19 protein-coding genes are annotated in these 22,310 nt (G+C 71.5%); 13 read left to right on the top strand and 6 right to left on the bottom strand.

From position 1 onward, the window contains the following. Window positions 1-38: 38 nt before the first annotated feature. The gene (arfA, locus tag BFF76_RS00305) at window positions 39-1,556 is read right to left on the bottom strand and encodes an arabinosylfuranosidase ArfA (RefSeq protein WP_031092533.1); all 1,518 of its coding nucleotides are present in this window, start codon (window positions 1,554-1,556) and stop codon (window positions 39-41) included. Window positions 1,557-1,768: 212 nt separating this feature from the next. On the opposite strand from arfA, the gene BFF76_RS00300 reads away from it, so the two are divergent. Next, the gene (locus BFF76_RS00300) at window positions 1,769-2,239 is read left to right on the top strand and encodes an MSMEG_6728 family protein (RefSeq protein ID WP_031092531.1); all 471 of its coding nucleotides are present in this window, start codon (window positions 1,769-1,771) and stop codon (window positions 2,237-2,239) included. 40 nt (window positions 2,240-2,279) lie between these two features. On the opposite strand, the gene BFF76_RS00295 is transcribed toward BFF76_RS00300, so the two are convergent. After that, on the bottom strand, window positions 2,280-3,299 hold the full coding sequence (locus tag BFF76_RS00295) for an NADP-dependent oxidoreductase (RefSeq protein WP_031092529.1): 1,020 nt from the start codon (window positions 3,297-3,299) through the stop codon (window positions 2,280-2,282). 115 nt (window positions 3,300-3,414) lie between these two features. Here BFF76_RS00295 and BFF76_RS00290 point away from each other — a divergent pair, with 115 nt between their 5' ends. Next, window positions 3,415-3,849 carry a MarR family winged helix-turn-helix transcriptional regulator gene (locus BFF76_RS00290; RefSeq protein ID WP_031092528.1) on the top strand — a complete coding sequence of 145 codons (435 nt, stop codon included), beginning with the start codon at window positions 3,415-3,417 and terminating at the stop codon, window positions 3,847-3,849. 18 nt (window positions 3,850-3,867) lie between these two features. Here the strand turns inward: BFF76_RS00290 and BFF76_RS00285 are convergent, their stop codons facing one another. After that, window positions 3,868-4,566 (bottom strand): SCO2400 family protein, encoded by a 699-nt coding sequence (locus BFF76_RS00285; RefSeq protein ID WP_244167198.1) that lies wholly within the window; start codon window positions 4,564-4,566, stop codon window positions 3,868-3,870. 114 nt (window positions 4,567-4,680) lie between these two features. Between BFF76_RS00285 and BFF76_RS00280 the strand changes: the two genes are divergently transcribed. The 3 genes from BFF76_RS00280 to BFF76_RS00270 all read left to right on the top strand — a co-directional run bounded on the left by BFF76_RS00280 (window position 4,681) and on the right by BFF76_RS00270 (window position 7,960). Then, the gene (locus tag BFF76_RS00280; RefSeq protein ID WP_199831461.1) at window positions 4,681-5,262 is read left to right on the top strand and encodes a hypothetical protein; all 582 of its coding nucleotides are present in this window, start codon (window positions 4,681-4,683) and stop codon (window positions 5,260-5,262) included. Between the two features lie 142 nt (window positions 5,263-5,404). After that, the gene (locus tag BFF76_RS00275; RefSeq protein WP_031092523.1) at window positions 5,405-6,445 is read left to right on the top strand and encodes a rod shape-determining protein; all 1,041 of its coding nucleotides are present in this window, start codon (window positions 5,405-5,407) and stop codon (window positions 6,443-6,445) included. Window positions 6,446-6,454: 9 nt separating this feature from the next. After that, entirely contained in the window at window positions 6,455-7,960 is a 1,506-nt protein-coding gene (locus BFF76_RS00270; RefSeq protein ID WP_053928524.1) for a sensor histidine kinase, read from the top strand. Here the strand turns inward: BFF76_RS00270 and BFF76_RS00265 are convergent. Further along, window positions 7,938-8,369: an Lrp/AsnC family transcriptional regulator gene (locus BFF76_RS00265; RefSeq protein ID WP_031092521.1), complete on the bottom strand. Its 432-nt coding sequence runs from the start codon at window positions 8,367-8,369 to the stop codon at window positions 7,938-7,940. The genes BFF76_RS00270 and BFF76_RS00265 overlap by 23 nt on opposite strands. 236 nt (window positions 8,370-8,605) lie before the next feature. On the opposite strand from BFF76_RS00265, the gene BFF76_RS00260 reads away from it, so the two are divergent. The 6 genes from BFF76_RS00260 to BFF76_RS00235 all read left to right on the top strand — a co-directional run bounded on the left by BFF76_RS00260 (window position 8,606) and on the right by BFF76_RS00235 (window position 16,781). Next, window positions 8,606-9,745, top strand: coding sequence for a nitrate/nitrite transporter (locus tag BFF76_RS00260; RefSeq protein WP_107418376.1), 1,140 nt, complete (start codon window positions 8,606-8,608; stop codon window positions 9,743-9,745). 164 nt (window positions 9,746-9,909) lie between these two features. Then, the gene (locus tag BFF76_RS00255) at window positions 9,910-10,788 is read left to right on the top strand and encodes a glycoside hydrolase family 26 protein (RefSeq protein WP_053928525.1); all 879 of its coding nucleotides are present in this window, start codon (window positions 9,910-9,912) and stop codon (window positions 10,786-10,788) included. Between the two features lie 398 nt (window positions 10,789-11,186). Continuing rightward, window positions 11,187-12,284 (top strand): UDP-glucuronic acid decarboxylase family protein, encoded by a 1,098-nt coding sequence (locus BFF76_RS00250; RefSeq protein ID WP_078850570.1) that lies wholly within the window; start codon window positions 11,187-11,189, stop codon window positions 12,282-12,284. 60 nt (window positions 12,285-12,344) lie between these two features. Continuing rightward, complete coding sequence (locus BFF76_RS00245) at window positions 12,345-14,234, top strand: glycosyltransferase family 2 protein (RefSeq protein ID WP_031092512.1); 1,890 nt, start codon at window positions 12,345-12,347, stop codon at window positions 14,232-14,234. Window positions 14,235-14,268: 34 nt separating this feature from the next. Continuing rightward, the gene (gene galE, locus BFF76_RS00240) at window positions 14,269-15,354 is read left to right on the top strand and encodes a UDP-glucose 4-epimerase GalE (protein WP_244167197.1); all 1,086 of its coding nucleotides are present in this window, start codon (window positions 14,269-14,271) and stop codon (window positions 15,352-15,354) included. Then, window positions 15,345-16,781 (top strand): UDP-glucose dehydrogenase family protein, encoded by a 1,437-nt coding sequence (locus tag BFF76_RS00235; RefSeq protein WP_031092508.1) that lies wholly within the window; start codon window positions 15,345-15,347, stop codon window positions 16,779-16,781. The genes galE and BFF76_RS00235 overlap by 10 nt, the downstream gene beginning before the upstream one ends. A gap of 230 nt (window positions 16,782-17,011) precedes the next feature. On the opposite strand, the gene BFF76_RS00230 is transcribed toward BFF76_RS00235, so the two are convergent. After that, window positions 17,012-18,619 (bottom strand): right-handed parallel beta-helix repeat-containing protein, encoded by a 1,608-nt coding sequence (locus BFF76_RS00230; protein ID WP_244167196.1) that lies wholly within the window; start codon window positions 18,617-18,619, stop codon window positions 17,012-17,014. Between the two features lie 371 nt (window positions 18,620-18,990). Between BFF76_RS00230 and BFF76_RS00225 the strand changes: the two genes are divergently transcribed. Then, window positions 18,991-19,788 carry a VOC family protein gene (locus BFF76_RS00225; protein ID WP_065846625.1) on the top strand — a complete coding sequence of 266 codons (798 nt, stop codon included), beginning with the start codon at window positions 18,991-18,993 and terminating at the stop codon, window positions 19,786-19,788. Window positions 19,789-19,870: 82 nt separating this feature from the next. Here BFF76_RS00225 and BFF76_RS00220 read toward each other — a convergent pair whose 3' ends face one another. Next, the gene (locus tag BFF76_RS00220; protein ID WP_065846623.1) at window positions 19,871-21,139 is read right to left on the bottom strand and encodes an MFS transporter; all 1,269 of its coding nucleotides are present in this window, start codon (window positions 21,137-21,139) and stop codon (window positions 19,871-19,873) included. Between the two features lie 126 nt (window positions 21,140-21,265). Here BFF76_RS00220 and BFF76_RS00215 point away from each other — a divergent pair, with 126 nt between their 5' ends. Next, the gene (locus tag BFF76_RS00215; protein WP_244167195.1) at window positions 21,266-22,258 is read left to right on the top strand and encodes a LacI family DNA-binding transcriptional regulator; all 993 of its coding nucleotides are present in this window, start codon (window positions 21,266-21,268) and stop codon (window positions 22,256-22,258) included. Window positions 22,259-22,310: the final 52 nt, after the last annotated feature.

Raw genomic sequence — 22,310 nt, 5'->3', positions numbered from 1 at the left:
CCGCGTTCCGCACGCGGAGGGGGCGCCGCTCCGTGTCGTCAGACCAGCCGGATCATGTTCCAGGACAGCGGCTCCAGGGCGGCCTTCAGCGTGCCGCCGGACAGCTCCGTGCCCTCGGCCGCGTGCGGGACGATCCGCTCGGGCTCGGCGAGGGTGTTGCGCGCCTCGGGGTCGGCGTCCGCGACGACCAGGTGCTCGACGACCCGGCCCAGGTCCAGCCCCGCCAGGGCGACTTCGAGCGGGAGCACGGTGTCCTGGCTGCGGTTGACGGCGAAGACCGTGACGGCGCCCGTCTCCGGGTCCCGTACGGCGGTGGCGTGCAGCAGGTCCGTCTCGCCGTACTTCGCCGTCGGGTACGTGGGCGAGTCCACGCGTACGTCCAGTACCTGGCCCCGTCCGTACCGCGCGGCCTGGGCGAAGGGGAAGAAGGTGGTCTGCCGCCAGGCCGGTCCGCCGGGCTCGGTCATGATCGGCGCGATCACGTTGACCAGCTGGGCGAGGCAGGCGACGGTCACCCGGTCCGCGTGGCGCAGCAGCGCGATGAGCAGGCTGCCGAAGACGACGGCGTCCGTGACGCTGTAGTTGTCCTCCAGCAGCCGCGGGGCCTCGGGCCAGTCCAGCGGGTTGTCCACCGCGTCCTGCTGGTAGCGGGCCATGTACCAGACGTTCCACTCGTCGAAGGAGAGGTTGATCTTCTTCGTCGACTTGAGGCGGGCCCCGACGTGGTCGCAGGTGGCGACGACACTCTCGATGAAGGACTCCATGTCCACGGCCGAGGCGAGGAAGGAGTCCCGGTCGCCGTCGGTCTCCTCGTAGTAGGCGTGCAGCGAGACGTAGTCGACGAGGTCGTAGGTCTCGGCGAGGACCGTCGCCTCCCAGGCGGCGAAGGTCGGCATGGCACGGCTGGAGGACCCGCAGGCGACCAGCTGGACGGACGGGTCGATCTGCCGCATCGCGCGCGCGGTCTCGGCGGCGAGCCTCCCGTACTCCTCGGCCGTCTTGTGGCCGGTCTGCCAGGGGCCGTCCATCTCGTTGCCCAGGCACCAGAGCCTGATGCCGAACGGGTCCTTGTCGCCGTGCGCGGCGCGGAGGTCGGAGAGCTCTGTGCCGGCGGGGTGGTTGGCGTACTCCTGGAGCCGGATGGCCTCCTGCACGCCGCGGGTGCCGAGGTTGACCGCGAGCATCGGTTCGGCCTGCGGACCGACCTTCCTGAGGAAGTCGATGTACTCCGAGAGGCCGAAACGATTCGTCTCGGTCGAGCGCCAGGCGAGGTCGAGACGGCGGGGGCGCTCGTCGGCTGGGCCGACACTGTCCTCCCAGCGGTAGCCGGAGACGAAGTTGCCGCCGGGATAGCGGATGGCGGTGACACCGAGCTCACGGACGAGGTCCAGGACGTCGGTGCGCAGTCCGGCCTCGTCCGCCGAGGGGTGGCCGGGCTCCAGGATGCCGTCGTAGACACAGCGACCGAGGTGCTCGACGAAGGAGCCGTAGAGCCGGGGGTCCACGTCGCCGACGGTGAAGGCCGGGTCGAGGGTGAAGCGCGCGGTGCGGGTCATGGCTTCCTTACTCGTTCGATATTTCGAATGCTGCTCGTAACATCGAACGGACCGTAAAGTTCAACCTCCCCGGCAGTCAATGCCCGTGCACACCCTCGCGCGGTACGGGTGTGGGCACACGACCGAGGGCCGCACCCCCTGTGTGACGGGGTGCGGCCCTCGACGGTGCGCGGGCTGGGCCGCCGCCGGCGCACATGGGATAGGCATGGACCATGCAGACATTCCTGCCGTACGCCGGTTTCCGCCGGAGCGCCCTCACGCTGGACCCGCGGCGGCTGGGCAAGCAGCGGGTCGAGGCGATCCAGGTCCTTCGCGGGCTCACCGTCCCCGGCTACGGCTGGCGCCACCACCCCGCGGTCCGCATGTGGACCGGCTACGAGGAGGCACTCGTGCGCTACGGGCTGGACATGTGCGAGGTGTGGACCGCCGGGGGCAGGGCCGACACCTGCGCGGCGACCCTGCGCGCGGACCTCGCCGCCTCACTGGGCCGCACCGTCGTCCGGCCGGCCACGGAGCTCGCGGTGGCGGGCGAACTGCCCCCGTGGCTGGGTGACGAGGCACTGCACGAGAGCCACCGCTCCGCACTGGTCCGCAAGGACCCGGAGCACTACCGCCCGCTGTTCCCGCAGACGCCGCCCGATCTGCCGTACGTGTGGCCCCCCTCGGACCGCGAGAGGCGGTGACCGGGGGGCTCCACGGACGGCTTCACGGACGACGGACCGGTCAGGCGTCGAGCGAGACGATCATCTTGCCGGTGTTCTCGCCGCGCAGCAGGCCCACGAAGGCGTCGAAGCCGTTCTCGATGCCCTCGACCTTCGTCTCGCGGTACTTGAGCGCGCCGGAGGCCAGCCAGCCGGCCACCTCCTGGACGAACTGCGGCTGGAGCGCGGCGTGATCGCCGACCAGGATGCCCTGCAGGCGCAGCCGCTTGCCGATGACGAGTGCCAGGTTGCGGGGGGCCGGAGTCGGCTCCGTGGCGTTGTACTGGGCGATCATGCCGCAGATGGTGGCGCGGCCGTGGACGTTGAACGAGGAGAGCGCGGCCTCCAGGTGCTCGCCGCCGACGTTGTCGAAGTAGACGTCGATGCCGTCCGGGGCGGCCTCGCGCAGCTGGTCCCTGACGGGGCCGTTCTTGTAGTTGAAGGCCGCGTCGAAGCCGTACTCCTCGACGAGGAGCTTGACCTTCTCGTCGGAGCCGGCCGAGCCGATGACCCTGGAGGCGCCCTTGATCTTGGCCATCTGGCCGACCTGGCTGCCGACCGCACCGGCCGCGCCGGAGACGAAGACGGCGTCGCCCTCCTTGAACGAGGCGACCTCGAAGAGGCCGGCGTAGGCCGTGAGCCCGGGCATGCCGAGCACGCCGAGGTAGGCGGAGAGCGGGGCGATGGAGCCGTCGACCTTGACCGCGTGCTTGGCGGGGACATCGGCGTACTCGCGCCAGCCGAGGCCGTGCAGGACGTGGTCGCCGACGGCGAAGCCCTCGGCGTTCGACGCGATGACCTCGCCGACCGCGCCGCCGTCCATGGGGTGGTCGAGCTTGAAGGGCGGGGTGTACGACTTCACGTCGTTCATCCGGCCTCGCATGTAGGGGTCGACCGAGAAGTGGAGGTTGCGGACGAGGACGCGGCCCTCACCGGGGGCGGCCACCGCCGCTTCGCGCAGCGCGAAGTCCGAGGCCTCGGGCCAGCCGTGCGGACGTGCGACGAGGTGCCATTCGCGGCTGGACGTGGGAAGTGCAGACATGGGGTCGGGGTCTCCTCGTTGGCGTGCGGGGCGGGAAGCGAAAAAGCTTCAGGACGTGAAACAACCATGCGTCCAGATATTTCACCTTGTCAAGTAATTCGGTACGCTGGGTGTCATGGCCACCTCGCGCACGGACCCGCTCACCCTCGACGTCATCCAGCTCATCGGCGGGGTCGTGGCGCGCTACCACGAGGAGTACGACCGGGCCGCGGCCACACACGCGCTGACCGGAGCGCAGGCGAGGGTGCTCGGACTGCTCTCCCTGGAGCCGATGCCCATGCGCAAGGTTGCCCGGAAACTGAAATGCGAACCGTCCAACATCACGGGCATAGTCGACCGGCTGGAGCTCCGTGGCCTGGTCGAACGCCGCCCGGACCCGGCCGACAGGCGGGTGAAGCTCGCCGCCCCCACCGAGGAGGGCATCCGGACGGCCCGGCAGCTCAGGGACGCGCTGGACTTCGCCCGGGAGCCGCTCGCCGAGCTGTCGGAGGCGGAGCGGACGGTGCTGCGCGACCTGCTGCGCCGGATGCTCGGCGAGGACACCACCTGAGGGGCTGCTCCTGCCGCGTCAGGAGCAGAAGATCCACCAGCAGGACTCGGTGGGCGACGGGGTGGGTGTGGGGTCCCCCGAGGGCTCCGGCCGCGTCGGTTCCGACGACGGCTCGCCCGACCCCGACGGCTCGGCCGGCGTCCCGCTCCCGTCCGGATCCGCAGGGGCGTCCGACGCCGGAGCGGAGGCCGATGCCTCCGTGGGCGCGGGGGCCGACGAGGAGGCCGCGGGCACCTCGGGCCCGGACGGACCGTCCGTGGCCGACGCGGAGCGGGAATCGGTGACCGGCACGACGGTGGGGGCGTCCACCGGGCCGGGGCCGTCCGGCTCCGTGCCCGACGAGGCGGACGGGACCGGCCCGGCGGCGGAGGACGATGCCTCGCTCACGTACTCCGAGGCGCCGCTGTCGCCCCCGGGCTCCATGGCCAGCTCGGCCAGGCTCAGCACCCCCAGCGCCAGCACCACGCCCACCGCCGTCAGCAGCAGCGCGCGGCCGCGCCTCCGGTGGCCCCGGCGCCGGCGTTTCGCGGCACCACCCCGGGCACGGCGGGGGTGGCCGAGGGCCCCTGAGACGTCCAGGGTCTCGGCGGCGGGTTCCGTGTCGCGGCGGGAGAGGTCCGCGACGGCGTAGGGGACCAGCGCGTCGGCGGGGGTCCCACAACCGGCACAGGCCAGCGCCCCGTTGAGGTGCCGTTGGCACGGGTGGCAGTAATCCATTGCGCCCGCAGACTAGACGGGCACAGAAGGACACAGGAAGCCGCACACGTGAATGTCCTGTGTGGAACCGAGGTCTCCGGCGCATGCCGTCCCCCACGCGCTGCACGCGGCAGGATGGGTTCCATGACCGCCCCCGCCCCGTTCGGGCCGCTCCAGTTCCAGCTCGTCCTGCTGCGCCGGATGGCCGACCACCAGCCAGACCTGGTCGAGGACGCCCGGCACGAACTGAGCGCCTCCCTCGCCGACATGCGGGAGGCGAACCGTCGCTGGCAGGCGATGCTGCGCGCCCCGCGCGGCCGGGGCGCACTGCGCCGCTACCGCTCGGTCCTCGGCGAGCCCGAGTCGTCCGTACGCCGCGAAGTCGGCGACCTGGAGTGCGACGCGCTGCTGTGGCCGCTGCCGCTCTGGCCGGACCTTCGGTTCGAGGTGATGGCGGGTCCGGGCGGAGCCGTGTGGAACGAATGGCTGGTCCGCGCACCGGGTTCGGCCGGCCCCGAGCTGAGCAGCGCCGCCGCCCTGCGCCCGTGGTCCTGCACCGTGGACGAGGTCGCCAGGGCCTTCGCCCCGGCGCGCCCCATGGAGGGCAGCGCGCCGACCCGCTGGGCGCTGGCCTTCACCGATCCGGCCGGCGGCGGGCCCCGCGTCGCCGAGTTCACCTGGGGGCTGTTCCAGCGGCTGCTGCCGGGCGCCGGCTGAGATCCACCCCCATCTGTCGCACCGTCAGCTCCGGGTCCCCCCTACGGCTCACCCAGCGCGCGCCGTCACCTCCCCGGCGGGACGATGCCAGGAGAGCCGGCTGCCGCCGGTACCCACCGCCAGCGCTCTCGGGAGACCTGCCGTGACCGTCAGCCTCGATCAGTTGCGCCGCTGCCACATCGCCGTCGATCTCGGGGCCGCGAGGACCCGTGTGTACGTCAAGGGGGTGGGACTCGTCGTCGACGAGCCCAGTGTCGCCGCCGTGAACACGCGCACCGGCTCCCTCATCGCCGTCGGCGCGCTCGCCGAGCAGATGACCGGCCGGACACCCGCCTACATCCGGGTGGCCCGGCCGGTCTCCGGCGGAACCGTCGTCGACATCGACATGGCCCAGCGCATGCTGCGCCACCTGCTCGGCGAGAAGCTCCGCCGCCAGCTGCGCCGCAAGCCCCGGCTGCGCGCCGCCGCCTGCACCCCGCACGATGCGGATCCGCTGGCGCAGCGGGCGACGGTCGAGACCCTGGTGGGCCTCGGCGCGCGACGCGTGGAGCTGGTCGACACCCTGATCGCCGCGGCCGTCGGCTGCGGGCTTCCGGTGGAGCAGCCGACCGCCACCATGATCATGGTGTGCGGGGCAGCCACCACCCAGATCGCCGTGCTCTCGCTCGGTTCGATCGTGACCGCCGTACGCATCCCGATCGGCGGCGAGGCCATCGACGAGGCGGTCATCCAGCATCTGCGCCAGCACCACGAGCTGATGCTGCCGAGCCAGTCCGTGCGTCCCCTGCAGCTCGCGCTCCGGGGGAACGGCCTCACGCTGAACGGCCCGGCGGTGACGGAGATCCACGGCCGTGACGTGGCCACCGGCCTGGCCCGTTCGGTGCAGGTCGACACCGCCGCCGTGCGCCAGGCGATCCACGCCCCGCTCACCGCGGTGCTCGACGGGCTGGGGAAGGTGCTGCGCGACTGCCCGCCCGACCTGGTGGCCGACATCGCGGAGTCCGGGATCATGATGGTCGGCGGCAGCGCCCTGCTGCCGGGGCTCGACCAGATGCTGCGCGACGCCACGGGCGTACCGGTGACCATCGCCGAGCGGCCCGACGTGTGCTCGGTGCTGGGGCTCGGCGCGATGCTGGACGGCACGGTCCAGCCCCTGGTCCTCGCTCCGCTCGCCCGCCGGTAGCCGTCACCGGTGACCGGGACGCACCTCGACCTGCGGACCACCCTCCAGCACATCGTGGACACGGCGACGGCGCTGGCCGGCGCGCGCTACGGCGCCCTGGCCCTCCTCCACGGGGAGGACCGCCATGTCACGGACCTCTTCACCTGCGGCATGAGCGACGAGGACCGCCGCGTCGCGGGCCCGCTCCTGGACGGTCGTACGGGAGTCCTCGGTGCCCTCGTGGACGACGCACAGGCCGTGCGCGTCGATGATCTGACGGCCGGTCCGCACCACCGCGAGCTGCCGCGGGGGCAGCTCCCGATGCGCTCCTTCCTCGGGGCGCCCGTCCGGGTGCACACCGAGGTGCTCGGCAGCCTCTGTGTCACCGCGGAGGAGCCGGGGCGCTTCACGGACGCCGAGCCGGCGCTGCTGCGGCTGCTCGCCTCGCAGGCGGCCGCGGCGATCGGCGGCACCCACCTGTACGAGACGGCGCGGCAGCGGGAGCACTGGATCGAGGGGGCGGCCGCCGTCACCCGGGCGCTGCTGGGCGGAGCGGGCCCCGAGGACGCCCTGACGATCGTCGCCGAACGGGCCAGGCTGCTGGCCGGTGCCGCGGCGGGGGTGATCCTCCAGCCGACACCGGGCGGCGGGATGGAGATCGTCGCCGCCTCCACCCTCGACGACCCGGCCGGCCTCGTCGGCACGACCATCGAGCCGGGGTCCCCCGTCCTCGTCCAGCTGCTGGGCGGAGAGGAGGTCTTCATCGAGGACTCCGCGACGGACGAGCGGATGACGACCCCGGTACGAACCCGGTTCGGCCCCAGCATGATGCTGCCGCTGCAGAGCGGGGGCAGGCTCATCGGCACGCTCGCCCTTCCCCGGAAGCGCGGCGGCGCGCCGTACACGGCGACGGACCGGCTGCTCGCCTCCCAGTTCGCCTCCCAGGCCGCGCTGGCCCTGGTGATGGCGGACGCACAGCACTACCGGGAGCAGCTGGCGGTCTACGAGGACCGCGACCGCATCGCCCGCGACCTGCACGACCTCGTCGTACAGCGGCTGTTCGCGACGGAGATGATGCTGGAGTCGACCCGCCGCAAGGACCTGGCCGGCGACGAGCAGACGGCGGAACTGCTGGCGAAGGCGGTCGACGAGCTGGACTCCACCATCCAGGAGGTCAGGACCGCGATCTTCGCCCTTCAGCAGCCTCCCGCCGAGGCCCCCACGACCTTCCGCGGCCGGGTCATGCGTGAGACGGGCGGTGCGGCGGCGGTGCTGGGCTTCCAGCCGTCGGTGCAGTTCACCGGCCCGGTGGACGCCCTGGTGACGGAGCCGGTGGACGGCGAGCTGCTCGACGTGCTGCGCGGCGCCCTGGCCGCCGCGCACCGGCGGTCCGGGGTGTCGGCCGTCGAGGTGGAGGTGGACGCGACCGCACGGCTGCCCGACGGGCGGGCGGCGGTGCGGCTCGTGGTCGCGGACGACGGGCACGCCGAGGACGGCACCCGCTCGCCGACGGTCATCTGGCAGGCGCCGCTCTGAGTGCGATCCGGGTGTTGGAGTGGGCGACGCCCGCGTCCTTCTTCAGCCGTCGCAGCAGGGTGTCCAGGGAGCCGGGGTCGGCCGCCGTGGCGCGCACGAGGTAGTCGTGGGCGCCCGTCACGTGCACCACCTCGGTGATGCCGGGCAGCGTGAGCACCGATCGTTCGAACTCCTCGTTCGTCGTGTCGAGACGCAGGGACACGTCGATGAAGACGACGAGGCCCGAACGGGTGTCGGCGGCGGGGTCGACGATGACCGTGAAGCCGCGGATCACCCCGTCACGCCGCATGTGGCGTACACGGTCGCCCGCGGCGTTGGCACTGAGTCCCACGCGTACGCCCAGATCACGGTACGAAATCCGGGCGTCTTCCTGGAGAATGCCGAGGATCTCTCTGTCCAGCCGGTCCATAACGGCGATTGTGGCAGCCCCGGGCCGGAAACGGCGGTCGAGCGGTCCCCGCCGGGCCCGCGGAGAGACCTCCTGCCCATGGGGCGTCTGCCTGCGAGGGGTTCCACCCGTTTGGCCCGTATGGCTCAGCCCGCCGCGCCCGGGCCGCCCCTCCCCCCTTGACTTGCGGTGTGGACACAACCGCCGAGCAGGCCGCCCCGGAGCGGACACAACCCGCCGCCTACCGGAACCTGATCATGGCCACCATCGGCTTCACGCTCACCTTCTGGGCGTGGAACCTGATCTCCCCGCTGTCGGGGGACTTCAAGGAGCGGCTCGACCTGAGCTCGTTCCAGCAGTCGCTGCTGGTGGCGGTCCCCGTGCTCGTCGGCTCGCTCGGGCGGATCGCGGCGGGTGCGCTGACCGACAGGTACGGCGCAAGGCTGATGTTCCCCGCCGTCTCGGCCCTGACGATCGTCCCCGTGCTGCTGCTCATCCCGGCGAAGGACAACTACGGGGCGATGCTGGCGGTCGGCTTCCTGCTCGGACTCGGGGGCACGACGTTCGCGATCGGTATCCCGCTGGTCAACTCGTGGTTCCCGCGCGAGAAGCGAGGTCTCGCGCTCGGGGTGTTCGGGATGGGCATGGGCGGTGTCGCGCTGTCCGGCTACTTCACGCCGCGGTTGGCCGGGCACCACGAGGACCTGCCGTTCTGGATCGTCGCCGGTGCGCTCCTGGTGTACTCGCTCCTCGCCGCGGTGCTCATCACCGATCACCCCGGCCGCAAGGTGCCGACCGACTCGCTGGGCCACCGGCTGGGGCAGGCGGGCCGGCTGCGGGTGACGTGGGAACTGTCCGCGCTGTACGCGATCGGCTTCGGCGGCATCGTCGCGTTCGGCGTGTACCTGCCGACGTATCTGAAGACCTGGTACGAGATGTCACCGACCGAGGCGGGCACGAAGGCGGCGGGGTTCGCCCTGGTCACGGTCCTCTTCCGGCCGATCGGCGGCTGGCTGTCGGACCGGGTCCACCCCGCACTGGTGACGGCCGGGGCGCTGCTGACGGCCGCTCTGCTGGCCATCGTCCAGGCCTTCGACCCACCGCTGTATCCGCTCGGCACGATCGCCCTGCTCTGTATGGCGGCCGGGCTCGGCACCGCGAGCGGAGGCGTCTTCGCCCTGGTCTCGCAGGTGACGCCGCAGGCCGAGGTGGGCAGTGTGACCGGCATCGTCGGGGCGATGGGCGGACTCGGCGGGTTCGTGCCGCCGCTGGTCATGGGCGCGATCTACAGCGCGAAGGACTCGTACTCGATCGGCTTCATGCTGCTCTCCGACCTGGCGCTGGCGGGGGCCGTGTACGCCTACGGCCGGATGCGGAACGTCCGGCGCGACGGCTGACCCGATGAGCCGGCCGGCGATTCGGCGGGTGGCGCACGGTGTGGTGCGACACGAGCGCCGAGATGCTCCCGCGGCGTGATGGTCTCGGAGACCATGGGCGGACCGAAGTCCGTTCCGTCCCCGGCAGGTGTGTCATCGACAGGTCCGCCTGTGCCCTGTTGGGCGTGTACAAGGGGTACGGCGCCGAGGCAGTCGCCGCGACGGTGCGGCACGAGGGGCTACTGGGCCGGCCCGTCGAGATCGGCAACGACTACCTGCCGCACGCGAGCTGGACGGACTTCGATCCGGCGGCCATGTGCCGGTACCAGCTCGGTCCGTGGCGCACCTGGCGGGACGAGCGCCCGGGCTCGGCTTTCGTGTACGGCGTTCCGCCGCTGGTCGACGGTTTCGAGGGGGCCTTCGCGCGGGGGGTGGCGGGCGAGTTCGACGCCGCGTACGCACGGGCGGCGAGGGCGCTGGTGGAGTCGGGGCACGGCGACGCGGTGGTCAGGCTCGGCTGGGAGCCGAACAACCGGGCCATCGGCGCGTGGCAGGCGACGGACGACCCCGCGGGCTACGCGGCCCTGTTCCGGCACGTCGTCGACGTGTTCCGCGCGACGCCGGGAGCGCACTTCACGTTCGAACTGTCGAGCGCGCTCGGTGTACAGCCCGGCCGGCGGCTGCGCGCCTTCGCCGACTACTACCCGGGGGACGGATACGTCGACTGGCTGGGCATGAACGCCTATGACCTCAAGTGGGGCGCCCCCGCGGTGTCCCCCGCCGACCGCTGGTCCTGGATCCGGTCCCAGGAATTGGGCCTCGACGCCCATGTCGCCTTCGTCCGCGCGCGGGGGAAGCGCAATGTGTGCTCCGAGTGGGGCCTGTACCGCCGCGGAGACGCGTTCGCGGGCGGCGGTGACGACCCGTATTACGTCGATCGAATGGCCGAGTACTTCTCCTGGGGCGACGTCGCATATCAGTCGTACTTCGACCATGACTGGGGCGGTGGGACGCTGTCGGAGTTCCCCGCGGGGCAGGACGTGTACGTGGAGCGGTTCGGGTGATCACGCGCAGACCGCCGCGCACCGGTGGTGCCACAACTCCTGGGGCCGCCTCCCCGCACTTCTCGAACGCATGCGCCCATGACGCGTGTACACAAAGCTCGGCCGCCGGTCCGGCGTACGCGGCCCGACCTCACACATACGTGTGACCTCGGCGGATTACGCCGTTCGAAAGCCGGAACAGACCCGAACCGGGCAGAGTCCCTTGCATCCCCTCGCGTGACACCCGCCGAACAGCCCATTCCTCGCATTAGTCTTATAAAAATGGTTACGTATTCCCATACTCTCGGCCCACGTTTCCCGAGAACGCTCCGCATATCGGCTTGCCCGGGCCGTCCGCATTCCGCTGTCCGTTCGGGTGGAGCGTGGGGCCATTTCACTTCTCATTCCTGGAGAAACACATGCGCGTTGCCGTTACCGGTGGCGGTGGTTTCCTTGGTTCGCACCTGTGCGAAGCGCTTTTGCGGCGCGGCGACTCGGTGGTCTGCCTGGACAATTTCTCGACGGGCGACCCCGCGAACATCGCACACCTCCTGTCCGACCCGTCCTTCGAATTCCAGCCCGCGGACGTGAGCCTGTCCGTGGAGGTCACCGGCCGCGTGGACGCCGTTGCCCACCTGGCGTCCCCGGCCTCCCCGCCCGACTACCTGCGCCAGCCGCTGGAGACCCTCGCGGTCGGCAGCCGCGGCACCGAGAACGCGCTGCGTCTGGCCCTGCGTCATGACGCCCGCTTCATCCTCGCGTCGACGAGCGAGATCTACGGCGATCCCCTGGTCCACCCGCAGGAGGAGGCGTACTGGGGCAACGTCAACTCCATCGGTCCGCGCAGCGTCTACGACGAGGCGAAGCGGTACGCCGAGGCGGTCTCCGCCGCCTACCGCCGCACACACGGCCTCAGTGTCGGCATCGCACGGATCTTCAACACCTACGGCCCGAGGATGCGCCCGCACGACGGGCGTGTGGTGTCCAGCTTCATCACCCAGGCCCTGACCGGTGAACCGCTCACCATCTACGGCGACGGCGGGCAGACCCGTAGCTTCTGCTTCGTGGACGACCTGATCCGCGGTCTCGTCGCGCTCCTCGACTCGTCCGAGATGGGCCCGTTCAACCTCGGCAACCCGGTCGAACGCACCGTCACCGAACTCGCCGAGATCGTGCTGGCGATGACCGGCTCGCCCTCCGAGGTGAAGCACCATCCGCTGCCCGTCGACGACCCGGTCCGCCGCCGCCCGGTGATCACCCGCGCCCGCGACGTACTGGGCTGGGAACCGGAGATCGACATCACCGAGGGCCTGCGCAGGACCGTCGCGTATTTCGGCGCCCGCCCGGACCGGCTCGGCACGTCGGCCGCGGCGATCCGCGGCGGCCAGAGCGAGACGGTCCCGCTCGCCGCGGTGAAGACCACGGCCACCGCACAGCAGGCGATCCCCAGCCCCTCGGCCGCCGTCACCGGCGTGGCGTCCGCCACCTCGCCCGGGCTGCCCGCCTCGGCAGGCTGACCCCCTCTCCTCCCCCACACCCGACGGCCCGCTGTCGCACCATCTGGAGAAGTTGCTGCCATGACGTCGTTGGAGCAGGGTCCCGCCCTCGGGACCGGAACCGTCCAGGATTTCCCGCGGCCCTCCCCGGCTCCCGGGTCACCGGAGGAATGGGATGCGCTGGGCGAGGAGATCCGCGCCCTGTCGAAGGGTTCGGTGGCCTCCATCGGCCCGGACGGACCCGTCCTCACCAGGCCGTCGCACCGGCTGACCGCCCTCCCCTCCAGTTTCGTGCGGGCGTTCTCACGCTACGACCGCCTCCTCGTCGCCCTGCTGTCCCTCGGCTGGGCGGCCTGCCTGGTCTGGTTCTGGGCCTGGTGGCTCCAGCCCTCCCACCGCATCGGCTGGCTGGGCATGGTCATCAACAGCGCTCTGCTGCTGTACCTGACCTACCAGCCGGTGCACTTCCTCATCGCGCTGATTCGTATGCGGCGCTTCGACCCGGCCGTCGAGGTGCCCGCCGTCCGCACCGCGTTCGTGGTGACCCGGGCTCCGTCCGAGGGCTGGGACATCGCCCGCGCCACCCTGGAGGCGATGCTCGACCAGGACTTCCCGCACGCCTACGACGTGTGGCTGTGCGACGAGGACCCCACCGAGGAGATCACGGACTGGTGCCGGGCCCACGGTGTCGGTGTCTCCTGCCGACGGGGCCGCACCGACTACCACCGGGCCGACTGGCCCCGGCGCACACGCTGCAAGGAGGGCAATCTGGCCTTCTTCTACGACCACTGGGGCTACGCCCGCTACGACGTGGTCGCCCAGCTCGACTGCGACCACGTCCCGGGCACCCGGTACCTCGCCGAGGTCGTCCGCCCCTTCGCCGACCCGGCCATCGGCTACGTCGCGGCCCCCAGCGTCTGCGACTCGAACGCCGACGAGTCCTGGGCGGCCCGCGGCCGGCTGCAGCGCGAGGCCATGTTCCACGGCCCCGTGCAACTGGGCCACTCCGCCGGCCTCGCCCCGGTGTGCATCGGCTCGCACTACGCCGTCCGCACCCAGGCGCTGCAGGACATCGGCGGTCTCGGCCCCGAACTCGCCGAGGACTTCTCGACCACCTTCCTGCTCACCTCGGCCGGCTGGCAGGGCGCGTTCGCGATCGACGCGGAGGCGCACGGCGAGGGTCCTCTCACCTTCGGTGCCATGATCACCCAGGAATTCCAGTGGTCCCGCAGCCTGGCCGTCATGCTCCTGGGCATGCTGCCACGCCACCTCGGCCGCATGTCCCTCAAACTGCGGATCCGCTTCGGTGCGGCGCTGATGTACTACCCGCTCCTCGCCATGGCCGTCATCACGGGCCTCCTGCTCCCGCCGATCGCCGCGATCACCGGTGCTCCCTGGATCAACGTCAACTACTTCGAGTTCCTGGCGCGCTTCTGGAGCATGTCCGTCTGGCTGATCCTGCTGACGCTGTTCTGCCGCCGCCGCGGCCTGATGCGCCCCAAGGACTCCGCGGTCTTCAGCTGGGAGATCTGGCTCTTCGGGCTCTCCCGCTGGCCGTACGTCGCATGGGGAGTACTGGCCGCCGTGACGCAGAGGCTGCGGCCTCGTCAGATCACCTTCAAGGTGACGCCGAAGAAGCGCGACGGCCTGGATCCGCTCCCGCTGCGCGCCGTCGCCCCGTACCTGCTGATCACGACGTTCCTGTCGGGCTCGGCTCTGGTCGGCCAGTTCACGGGTCCCGCCGTCGGCTACGTCTTCCTCTGCATCCTCGGTTCCGCCTCGTACACCGCCGTGACGCTCGCGATCGGCGGGCTGCACGTCAGGGAGACGGCACGCTCAACCGGTGCCTCGGCCTTCCGGACGCTGCGCACGGCCGCGCTTCCGCTCGTCGCCGGCCTGCTGACCCTGCTTCCCCTTGCGCTCGCCGTCGCTGTCTTCCCCACCTATCTCACCGGCTTCTACGCCTGGTGACGGCCCCCGCGGCCGATCGAGAAACGAGGTTCCCGTGCCCCAAACCGTCCTGGTGACCGGCGGCGCCGGTTTCATCGGAAGCCACACCTGCGTCGAACTCCTCCGCTCCGGCCACGAGGTCGTCGTGCTCGACGACCACTCCAACAGCTCTCCCGAAGCCCTCGAACGCGTCGCGAAGATCGCGGGGCGCCCGGTCGCCGCGACCCACATCGCGGACGTGCGTGACCGGCGGGCCCTGGACGCCGTCTTCATGAGCCACCCGATCGACGCGGTGATCCACTTCGCCGCGAAGAAGGCCGTCGGCGAGTCGGTCCGCATCCCGCTCGCGTACTACGACGTCAACGTCGGCGGCACCACGGCCCTGGTCTCGGCCATGCACGACCACGGGGTGCACCGGCTGGTGTTCTCGTCCTCCTGCTCCGTCTACGGCGACGCGACCACGGTCCCGCTGACCGAGGACTCCCCGACCGCGCCGACCAACCCGTACGCCACCACCAAGTGGACCTGCGAGCAGGTCCTGGCGGACCTGTGCCGGCACGTGCCCGGACTGCGCGTGCTCGCGCTGCGGTACTTCAACCCGGCCGGCGCCCACCCCACCGGGCTGCTCGGCGAGGATCCGCGCGGCGTGCCGAACAACATCATGCCCTTCCTCACCCAGATCGCCGTGGGCCGTCGCGACGAGCTGAGCGTGTTCGGCGACGACTACCCGACGCCCGACGGCACCGGGGTGCGCGACTACATCCACGTCGTGGACGTCGCCGAGGGACACCGCGCGGCCCTCGACCACATCGACGACGCCCCCGGCATGCGGGTCTTCAACCTCGGCACCGGGCACGGGGCGTCCGTCCTGGAGCTGGTGCGCACCTTCGAGAGGGTTTCGGGACGGCCGATCCCGCACCGCGTCACCGAGCGCCGGCCCGGCGACGTCGCGGAACTCGTCGCCGATCCGGCGAAGGTCACCGCGGCCTGGGGCTGGAGCGCGCGGCGCGACCTGACCGCGATGTGCCGCGACGCGTGGAACTTCCAACAGCAGAACCCGCACGGCTACGCCCCCGTCCCGAACACCCCCTCCCCTCTCCCCGCGTCCTCGCCCAGACAGGAGACCAGCACATGCAGCTGACCGTCATCGGTACGGGATACCTCGGAGCCGTGCACGCCGCTTGCATGGCCGACATCGGACACGACGTGCTCGGTGTCGATGTCGACAGCGAGAAGATCACGGCCCTCATCGAAGGGCGACCGCCCTTCTACGAACCGGGTTTCGACGATGTCCTGACCCGGGCGCTCGCCTCCGGACGCCTGCGCTTCACCACCAGCCTGCGCGAGGCGGCGGCGCACGGCGAGGTCCACTTCATCTGCGTGGGCACCCCGCAGCAGGCCGGCTCCCTCGCGGCCGACATGCGGTACGTGGACGCGGTCGTCGACGGGCTCGTGCCGCACCTGCCCGCTTCGTGCCTGCTCGTCGGCAAGTCCACTGTCCCGGTCGGCACGACTGCCCGTCTGACCTCCCGCATCGCGGATCTCGCCCCGGAGGGGGTGCGGGCGGAGGTGGCGTGGAACCCCGAATTCCTGCGGGAGGGCTTCGCGGTCGAGGACACGCTGCGGCCGGACAGGCTCGTCGCGGGCATCACCAGCCGGGAGGCCGACGAAACGCTGCGCCGGGTGTACGCGCCGATGCTGGAGGCGGGTGTCCCCTACATCAGCACCGACCCGAGCACAGCCGAACTGGTGAAGGTCGCGGCCAACTCCTTCCTCGCCACGAAGATCTCCTTCATCAACGCGATGGCCGAGGTCTGCGACGCCGCGGGAGCGGACGTGGCCACCCTCGCCGACGCCCTCGGCCACGACACCCGGATCGGCCGGCGGTTCCTGAACGCCGGTCTGGGCTTCGGCGGTGGCTGCCTGCCCAAGGACATCCGGGCGTTCACCGCCCGCGCGGAGGAGCTCGGCGTCGGTCCGGCGATCGCGTTCCTCCACCAGGTCGACGAGATCAACGAACGCCAGCGGACCCGTACCGTCGCGCTCGCCCGTCAGATGGCCGGCGGCGACCTGACCGGCCGTCGGGTGGCCGTCCTGGGCGCCACGTTCAAGCCGGACAGCGACGACGTGCGCGATTCGCCGGCATTGGCGGTCGCCATGTCACTGCACCGGCAGGGCGCCGACGTCCGGGTCCACGACCCGGAGGGCACCGCAAACGCGCGCCTCGCCCATCCGGAACTGCGCTGCAGCTCAGACCTGCTGACGGTCTGTCAGGGGGCGGAGATCGTCCTCCACCTCACCGAGTGGGGCCAGTACCGCGAGGTGGACCCGGTGAAGCTGGCGCGTGTGGTCCGCCGGCCGGTCCTCATCGACGGGCGGAACGCGCTTTCGCACGACACGTGGCGGGCCGCCGGCTGGACCGTCAAGGCACTGGGGCGCCCGGCGTCGCCGGGCCTGCCGTCGGCCGCCCGGGCCGGGGAGCCGCTGCGGGCCTTGATCGCGCCCATGGCCGCCGAACCGGGCCGGACCGCGGCCATGGCCGCGGCGCTGCCGACCGGCCGGGGATAGACCCGCCTCCGGCTCTGCCCTGCGCTCATGGTCCTCGGCCATGCGCGCGGGGCAGAGCCATTTCCCGCCCGGCACTCCCGCGGCAGCGGTCGGCGCGGTGAGGTGCTTCTCCGACGGCTGCCGGCAGAACGGCGTCCGGACGCGCGGATGTCACCGGCCCCGGCGGCGGTCCACACGTGGAGGGTGGACCGCCGCGACCCGGTCGGCTCCCGGTGCTCGCGGTACTCGGCTCAGCCGGTGGTGGGCGTCTGCGCGGCCCCGGCCTTCGGCGACCGCGGGACCCGGTTGCCGAAGTAGTCGACGGAGCCCAGATCGACGCCCAACACCTGTGGGCCGAGGCCGAGGGGAACCTCGCCCTCGCAGTGCGGCACCAGGCTCCCGGGGCCGGCCCCGCTGGCGACCGGGTCGGCCAGACCGGGCAGGCACGGGTCGTCGCTGGAGCCGGTCGGCTCGCCGTCGAGCATTTCCTGGAGGGAGTCCGTACGCCAGTCGTCCAGCGCCGTGAAGCGCTGCGCTCCCCAATCGAGCGACCAGGGGCCCGTGCTGTAGTAGTCGTTCCCCTGGAGGCGCAGCGTGCCGGGGCCGTACGACGACTGGGCCGCGACCAGGGGGCCGCCGTCGGTCGCGAAGATGTTGTTGTGGACCCGCACGCCGCGCATGCCGTCCTGAAGCCGCAGTGCGGGCGGCCGGTTCCCCACGGCCTCCGCGGAGGCCAGGTCTTCCGTCCGCATCACGACCGTGTTGTGGTAGATGTCCAGGTTCCTCATGCGTGCGCCGTAAGCGACGATGCCGCCGTACTCGGGCAGCTTCCGCGCGTCGTCCCAGCTCATGTTGAAGCGGACGACATTGTTCTTGTGGGCGCCGGTGGGCTTGCCGGAGTAGACGAGGAAGCCCGGCCCGTCGTTGCCGTACGCGAGGTTGTACTGCATGACCGACCGCGAAACGTTGTTGTCGAGCCCGAATCCGCCGCCGTCGACGCGCGAGCCGGTGCGGTTGCGGTACGACCTGTTGTTCTCCAGCACCACACGGGTGGAGTCGTACACCCAGATGCCCTCGGGGCCCTCCTCGGCGTCTGCCGCCGACCTCGAGCCGTTGTCGTGGGCCACCGAGCGCATCACCCTCGCGTCGCGGACGCTGCCGAGCACGACACCGCTGCCGGTGTTGCGCGTGTCGCTGTCCGGGTCGCCGGCGTTGGAGTACGCCTTGACCCGGTCGATCCGGAGTCCGGTGTGTGCGTAGGCCGGCCGTTCGGCCTCGAACCCGGGCCCGTAGAAGACGAGTCCGGCCTCGAGGTTGTGATGCACGGAGACGTCTGTGACGCGCACGTCGCTGTAGCCGTCGACAGCGCCCTTTTCCGCGCCGACGCTGATCCCGTTCTGGAATCCCGTGGCCTCGACGTTCGTGATCCTGACGTGGTCGAGTCGCCGGACGCCCGGGAGCCTGGCGCGGAAGGCGATCCCGACCCCTTCCCGCAGCGCCTTTCGGTCGCCGACCAGCGAGACGTTCCTGATCTCCACCCCGGCGGTGTCGTGCACGGTGATGCCGGACGTACCGCGCGGGGCGATCGTGGCCCGGCCGGCACCGTACGACTCGATCACGACCGGCTCGGTCGAGCTGCCAGCCTCACCCTTCTCCAGGGTGACGCTGCCCCGGAACCGCTCGCCGCCCTTGAGCCGGAGCCGGTCACCGGGCTGGAAGCGCACTCCGTTCGCGTGGTCGAGGGTCCGCCAGGGCTTCTCGGGCGACATGCCGTCGTTCTCGTCGTCACCGTCGTGGCTCACGTAGAAGACGTACGGACCCCCACCGGCCGGGCGGGCCTGCCGGTAGACACCGGGCACATCACACCCTGTAAGCATCAGAAGCACTGCGGCCGAGACACCAGCGGCTGTCCTCGTCGTCCGGCTCCGCTTCACCGCGTTCAAGCGCACCCCTTAGGGACGTTCCGTGTCGCATCAAGCGCACAAACCGACAGACTGCCAGAAAAGGTGCATTGAAACGCCGATGGCAGCTCGGCATCCGAGTCATGTGTGCTCACTCATCCGTGGCGGTGATCCACCGGTCCGGGCCATCCGCACACAGCCGATGGGGTCCGCGCCGTGCGGAGCGTCCGGCCGGGCCGGACAGCTGGGACGCGCTCGGCGCGCCGCCGGGGCGACGGTGGGCCTGCGTGAAAAATGGGCCATCCGTCGAGTGAGGAAAGGTGTGAGTGATGGCCGCGGAATCCGAGGGCACCCCGTGCTGGGCCGACGGTACGTTCGGCGACCTGGAGGGGGCGAAGCGCTTCTACGGTGAGCTCCTGGGCTGGACGTACGACGACTCGATGCCGGAGTACGGCAACTACACCCAGGCCTATGCGGACGGCCGGAGGGCCGCCGCGCTGTCGCCCCCCATGCCGGGTCAGGAGGCACCGAACGCCTGGTGCCTGTACCTCGCTTCACCGGACGCGGCCGCCACCGCCGCGAAGATCCGCGAACACGGGGGCGAGGTGCTGGTGGAGCCGATGCAGGTCGGCGACTTCGGAACGATGGTGCTGGCCGCCGACCCCGGCGGGGCGGCCTTCGGGGTGTGGCAGGCGGGCAGCCACGAGGGCTTCGAGGCGCAGGCGGTGCCCGGCGCCTACAGCTGGGCCGAGGTCTACACCCGGGCCCCGGAGAAGGCGGACGCCTTCTTCTCCGCCGTCTTCGGGTACGGGGTGAAGCACCTGGACGACGATGCGATCGACTTCTCGCTCTACGACCTGGGCGCGGACCCGGTGCTCGGCCGGATGAAGATGGGGGAGGAATTCCCCTCCGGGGTGCCGGCCCATCTGAACGTGTACTTCTCCGTCGCGGACTGCGACGCGGCGGTGGAGAAGGCGAAGTCGCTCGGGGCGGAGCTCCGCTTCGGCCCGATGACCATCCCGTTCGGCCGGTTCGCCTCCCTGACGGACCCGCAGGGGGCGGTGTTCTCGCTGATCGACCCGACGACGACCGGCGGCGAGATGCCGAGCGTCACGGACGCCTCCTGAGGAGTTCCGCAGCCCTGGCCCCGAAGGGGGCCAGGGTCTTCCGTTCGGGCACGCGAGCCCAGCATGATCCGAACGAGAGGCCCTAGGGCTGCGGATCGTGCGCGTCGTACCGTGCGAAGCCGCGCCAGCGCAGCCCCAGCAGGGTCACCACCAGTACGCACGCGATGCCGCCGCCGGTCACGGCCACGGCCGGGGACGTCAGGTCGGCGACCGAGCCGGCCACGAGGTCGCCGAGCCGTGGGCCGCCTGCCACCACGACGATGAACACGCCCTGCAGCCGGCCCCGCATGTCGTCCGGCACCGCCGCCTGGAGCATGGTGTTGCGGAAGACCATCGAGATCGAGTCCGCGCACCCGGCGACCGCGAGCAGCACCAGCCCCGGCCAGAGCTCCCGGGTGAGCCCGAACACGGCGATGGCCCCGCCCCAGCAGCCCACCCCGATCAGCACCGCGAGTCCGTGCCGCCGGATCCGGCCCAGCCACCCGGAGAACACGCTGCCGAGCAGGGCTCCCAGCGCCGGGGCGGCGACCAGGAGCCCGGTGGTCGTGGCGTCGCCGCCGAACCAGACCACCGCGACGACCGGGAAGAGGGCGCGCGGGTGGGCGAGCACCATGGCGCTCAGATCGGTGAAGAAGGTCATCCGCAGATTGGGCCTGGTGCCGAGGAAACGCAGCCCGTCCAGCACCGACGCCCGCCGGGCGCCCTTCTCCCCCTCCGCCCGGTCGGGCAGCATTGAGGGCAGCCGCCACATCGCGTACAGGGAGGCGGTGAAGGTGACGGCGTCGACGGTGTACGCCGCCCGGTAGCCCCACCAGCCGACGATGAGACCGCCGAGCATCGGCCCGGCCAGGCCGCCCGTGGTGAAGGTCATGGCGTTGAGCGCGTGGGCGGCGGGCAGCTGTCCGGGCGGGAGCAGCCGGGCGATCATCGCGCTGCGGGCAGGTGAGTTGAGCGCGAAGCACACGGCCTGGAGGGCGACGACGGCGTAGAGCAGCCCCACGTGTTCGACCCCGGCGAAGGTCACCGCGGCCAGCACCACCGAGAGCACGAACGACCCGGTCGCGCTGACGAGTCCCAGCTTGCGCCGGTCGACGGTGTCCGCGACGGCCCCGCTGTACAGCCCGAGGAGCACCAGCGGTACGAGCGAGCAGAGACCGATGAGGCCCACCGAGAACGCGGACCCGGTGATGTCGTAGACCTGGAGGGAGACGGCCAGCGCCGTCATGCCCTGCCCGATCCAGGAAACGGTGTTCCCGAACCAGAGCCGCCGGTAGTCGGGCGAGGAGCGCAGCGGCGTCAGGTCGGCGAGTATGCGCGTGCGAGGTACACCTTGTTCGGCTGTTTCGGTCACACGGGATGGTAGCCACCTCGCCGGGCGCGGTGTGGTCCCCCGTGTCCGGACCGGTCCCTGAACGGGCTTGACCTGCGGTGTCGCGGCGTGAAGTAGGGTGACGACCGTATAGAGGGAGCGTGTGCGTTGGCAGTTCGGGTCACCATGGCCGATGTCGCCCGAGCGGCGGGGGTGTCGACGGCGACCGTGTCCTACGTCCTCTCGGGCAAGCGGGCCGTCGCGGAGGAGACCAGGCGAGTGGTCGAGGCGGCCATAGCCCAGCTGGGATTCTCCGTCAACACGGTGGCGCGGAGCCTGCGGACCGGCCGGTCGAGCATTGTTGCACTGGTCGTCCCGGATCTCTCGAACCCCTTCTACGCCCAACTCGCGGCCTCCCTCCAGGAAGAACTGCGGACGCTCGGTCTCCACGTCATGGTCTGCGACACGAAGGCGGACCGGGACGAGGAGAGGGCGTATCTGCGGGAGGCGGTCCAACAGCGGTTCGCGGGTGTCGTGATCACTCCGTTCCGGCTGGTGGCGAAGGACTTCCAGACCCTGTCCGAGGCGGGTATCCCGGCGGTCGTCAGTGCCGACCTGCCGTTCGGGGAGACGGACCTGGTGACGCCGGACGCGCGGGCCGCCATGCGCGCGGCACTGACGGAGGTGACGCAGGCGGGCCGGCGGCGCATCGCCATGATCGCCGGCCCCCGGGACGCCACCGGCGGCGACCCGCGGCTGGAGCTGCTGCGAACGCTGGCCGTCCAGTTCGGCATCACGCTCCCCGGCCGGCTCGTGGTGCGGGGTGAGCACACCCGGGAGGCGGGAGCGGCGGGCTTCGCGCACCTGATGGGGATGAAGTACCGGCCGGACGCGGTCTTCTGCGCCAACGACGCGGTCGCGATCGGCGCGATGGACAAGGCGGAGGAACAGGGCATCGGCATCCCCGGCGATGTGGCGCTGATCGGCCACGACGACGCGTCGTTCGCGTCACTGGTGCGTCCGCGTCTGACCACGGTCCGGTATCCGGCCGTCGACGTGGGCAAAGCCGCGGCACGGCTCCTCATCGAGCGCCTCAACGGACGCGTCGCCCGGAAAACCGTGCACGTCAAGGCGGAGTTCGTCTCGCGCGGGACCGTCTGAGCCGCTTCACCCGCCCGGCCCGCCCGCCTGCCCGTGACCCGCGCGCGGGTCA

It is taken from the genome of Streptomyces mutomycini (assembly GCF_001700505.1).
Lineage (GTDB): Bacteria > Actinomycetota > Actinomycetes > Streptomycetales > Streptomycetaceae > Streptomyces > Streptomyces mutomycini.
The sequence above is the reverse complement of the archived record's forward strand: the minus strand, read 5'-3'. Positions and strand labels throughout refer to the sequence as shown.

Bases quoted from the DNA above. Each gene is read 5' to 3' on its own strand.
- BFF76_RS00225 (WP_065846625.1), top strand. From the start codon at position 18,991: ATGGCCGCGGAATCCGAGGGCACCCCGTGCTGGGCCGACGGTACGTTC.
- BFF76_RS00245 (WP_031092512.1), top strand. From the start codon at position 12,345: ATGACGTCGTTGGAGCAGGGTCCCGCCCTCGGGACCGGAACCGTCCAG.
- BFF76_RS00285 (WP_244167198.1), bottom strand. From the start codon at position 4,566: ATGGATTACTGCCACCCGTGCCAACGGCACCTCAACGGGGCGCTGGCC.
- BFF76_RS00235 (WP_031092508.1), top strand. From the start codon at position 15,345: ATGCAGCTGACCGTCATCGGTACGGGATACCTCGGAGCCGTGCACGCC.
- BFF76_RS00300 (WP_031092531.1), top strand. From the start codon at position 1,769: ATGCAGACATTCCTGCCGTACGCCGGTTTCCGCCGGAGCGCCCTCACG.
- BFF76_RS00295 (WP_031092529.1), bottom strand. From the start codon at position 3,299: ATGTCTGCACTTCCCACGTCCAGCCGCGAATGGCACCTCGTCGCACGT.
- BFF76_RS00260 (WP_107418376.1), top strand. From the start codon at position 8,606: ATGGCCACCATCGGCTTCACGCTCACCTTCTGGGCGTGGAACCTGATC.
- BFF76_RS00250 (WP_078850570.1), top strand. From the start codon at position 11,187: ATGCGCGTTGCCGTTACCGGTGGCGGTGGTTTCCTTGGTTCGCACCTG.
- BFF76_RS00280 (WP_199831461.1), top strand. From the start codon at position 4,681: ATGGGTTCCATGACCGCCCCCGCCCCGTTCGGGCCGCTCCAGTTCCAG.
- BFF76_RS00290 (WP_031092528.1), top strand. From the start codon at position 3,415: ATGGCCACCTCGCGCACGGACCCGCTCACCCTCGACGTCATCCAGCTC.
- BFF76_RS00265 (WP_031092521.1), bottom strand. From the start codon at position 8,369: ATGGACCGGCTGGACAGAGAGATCCTCGGCATTCTCCAGGAAGACGCC.
- arfA (WP_031092533.1), bottom strand. From the start codon at position 1,556: ATGACCCGCACCGCGCGCTTCACCCTCGACCCGGCCTTCACCGTCGGC.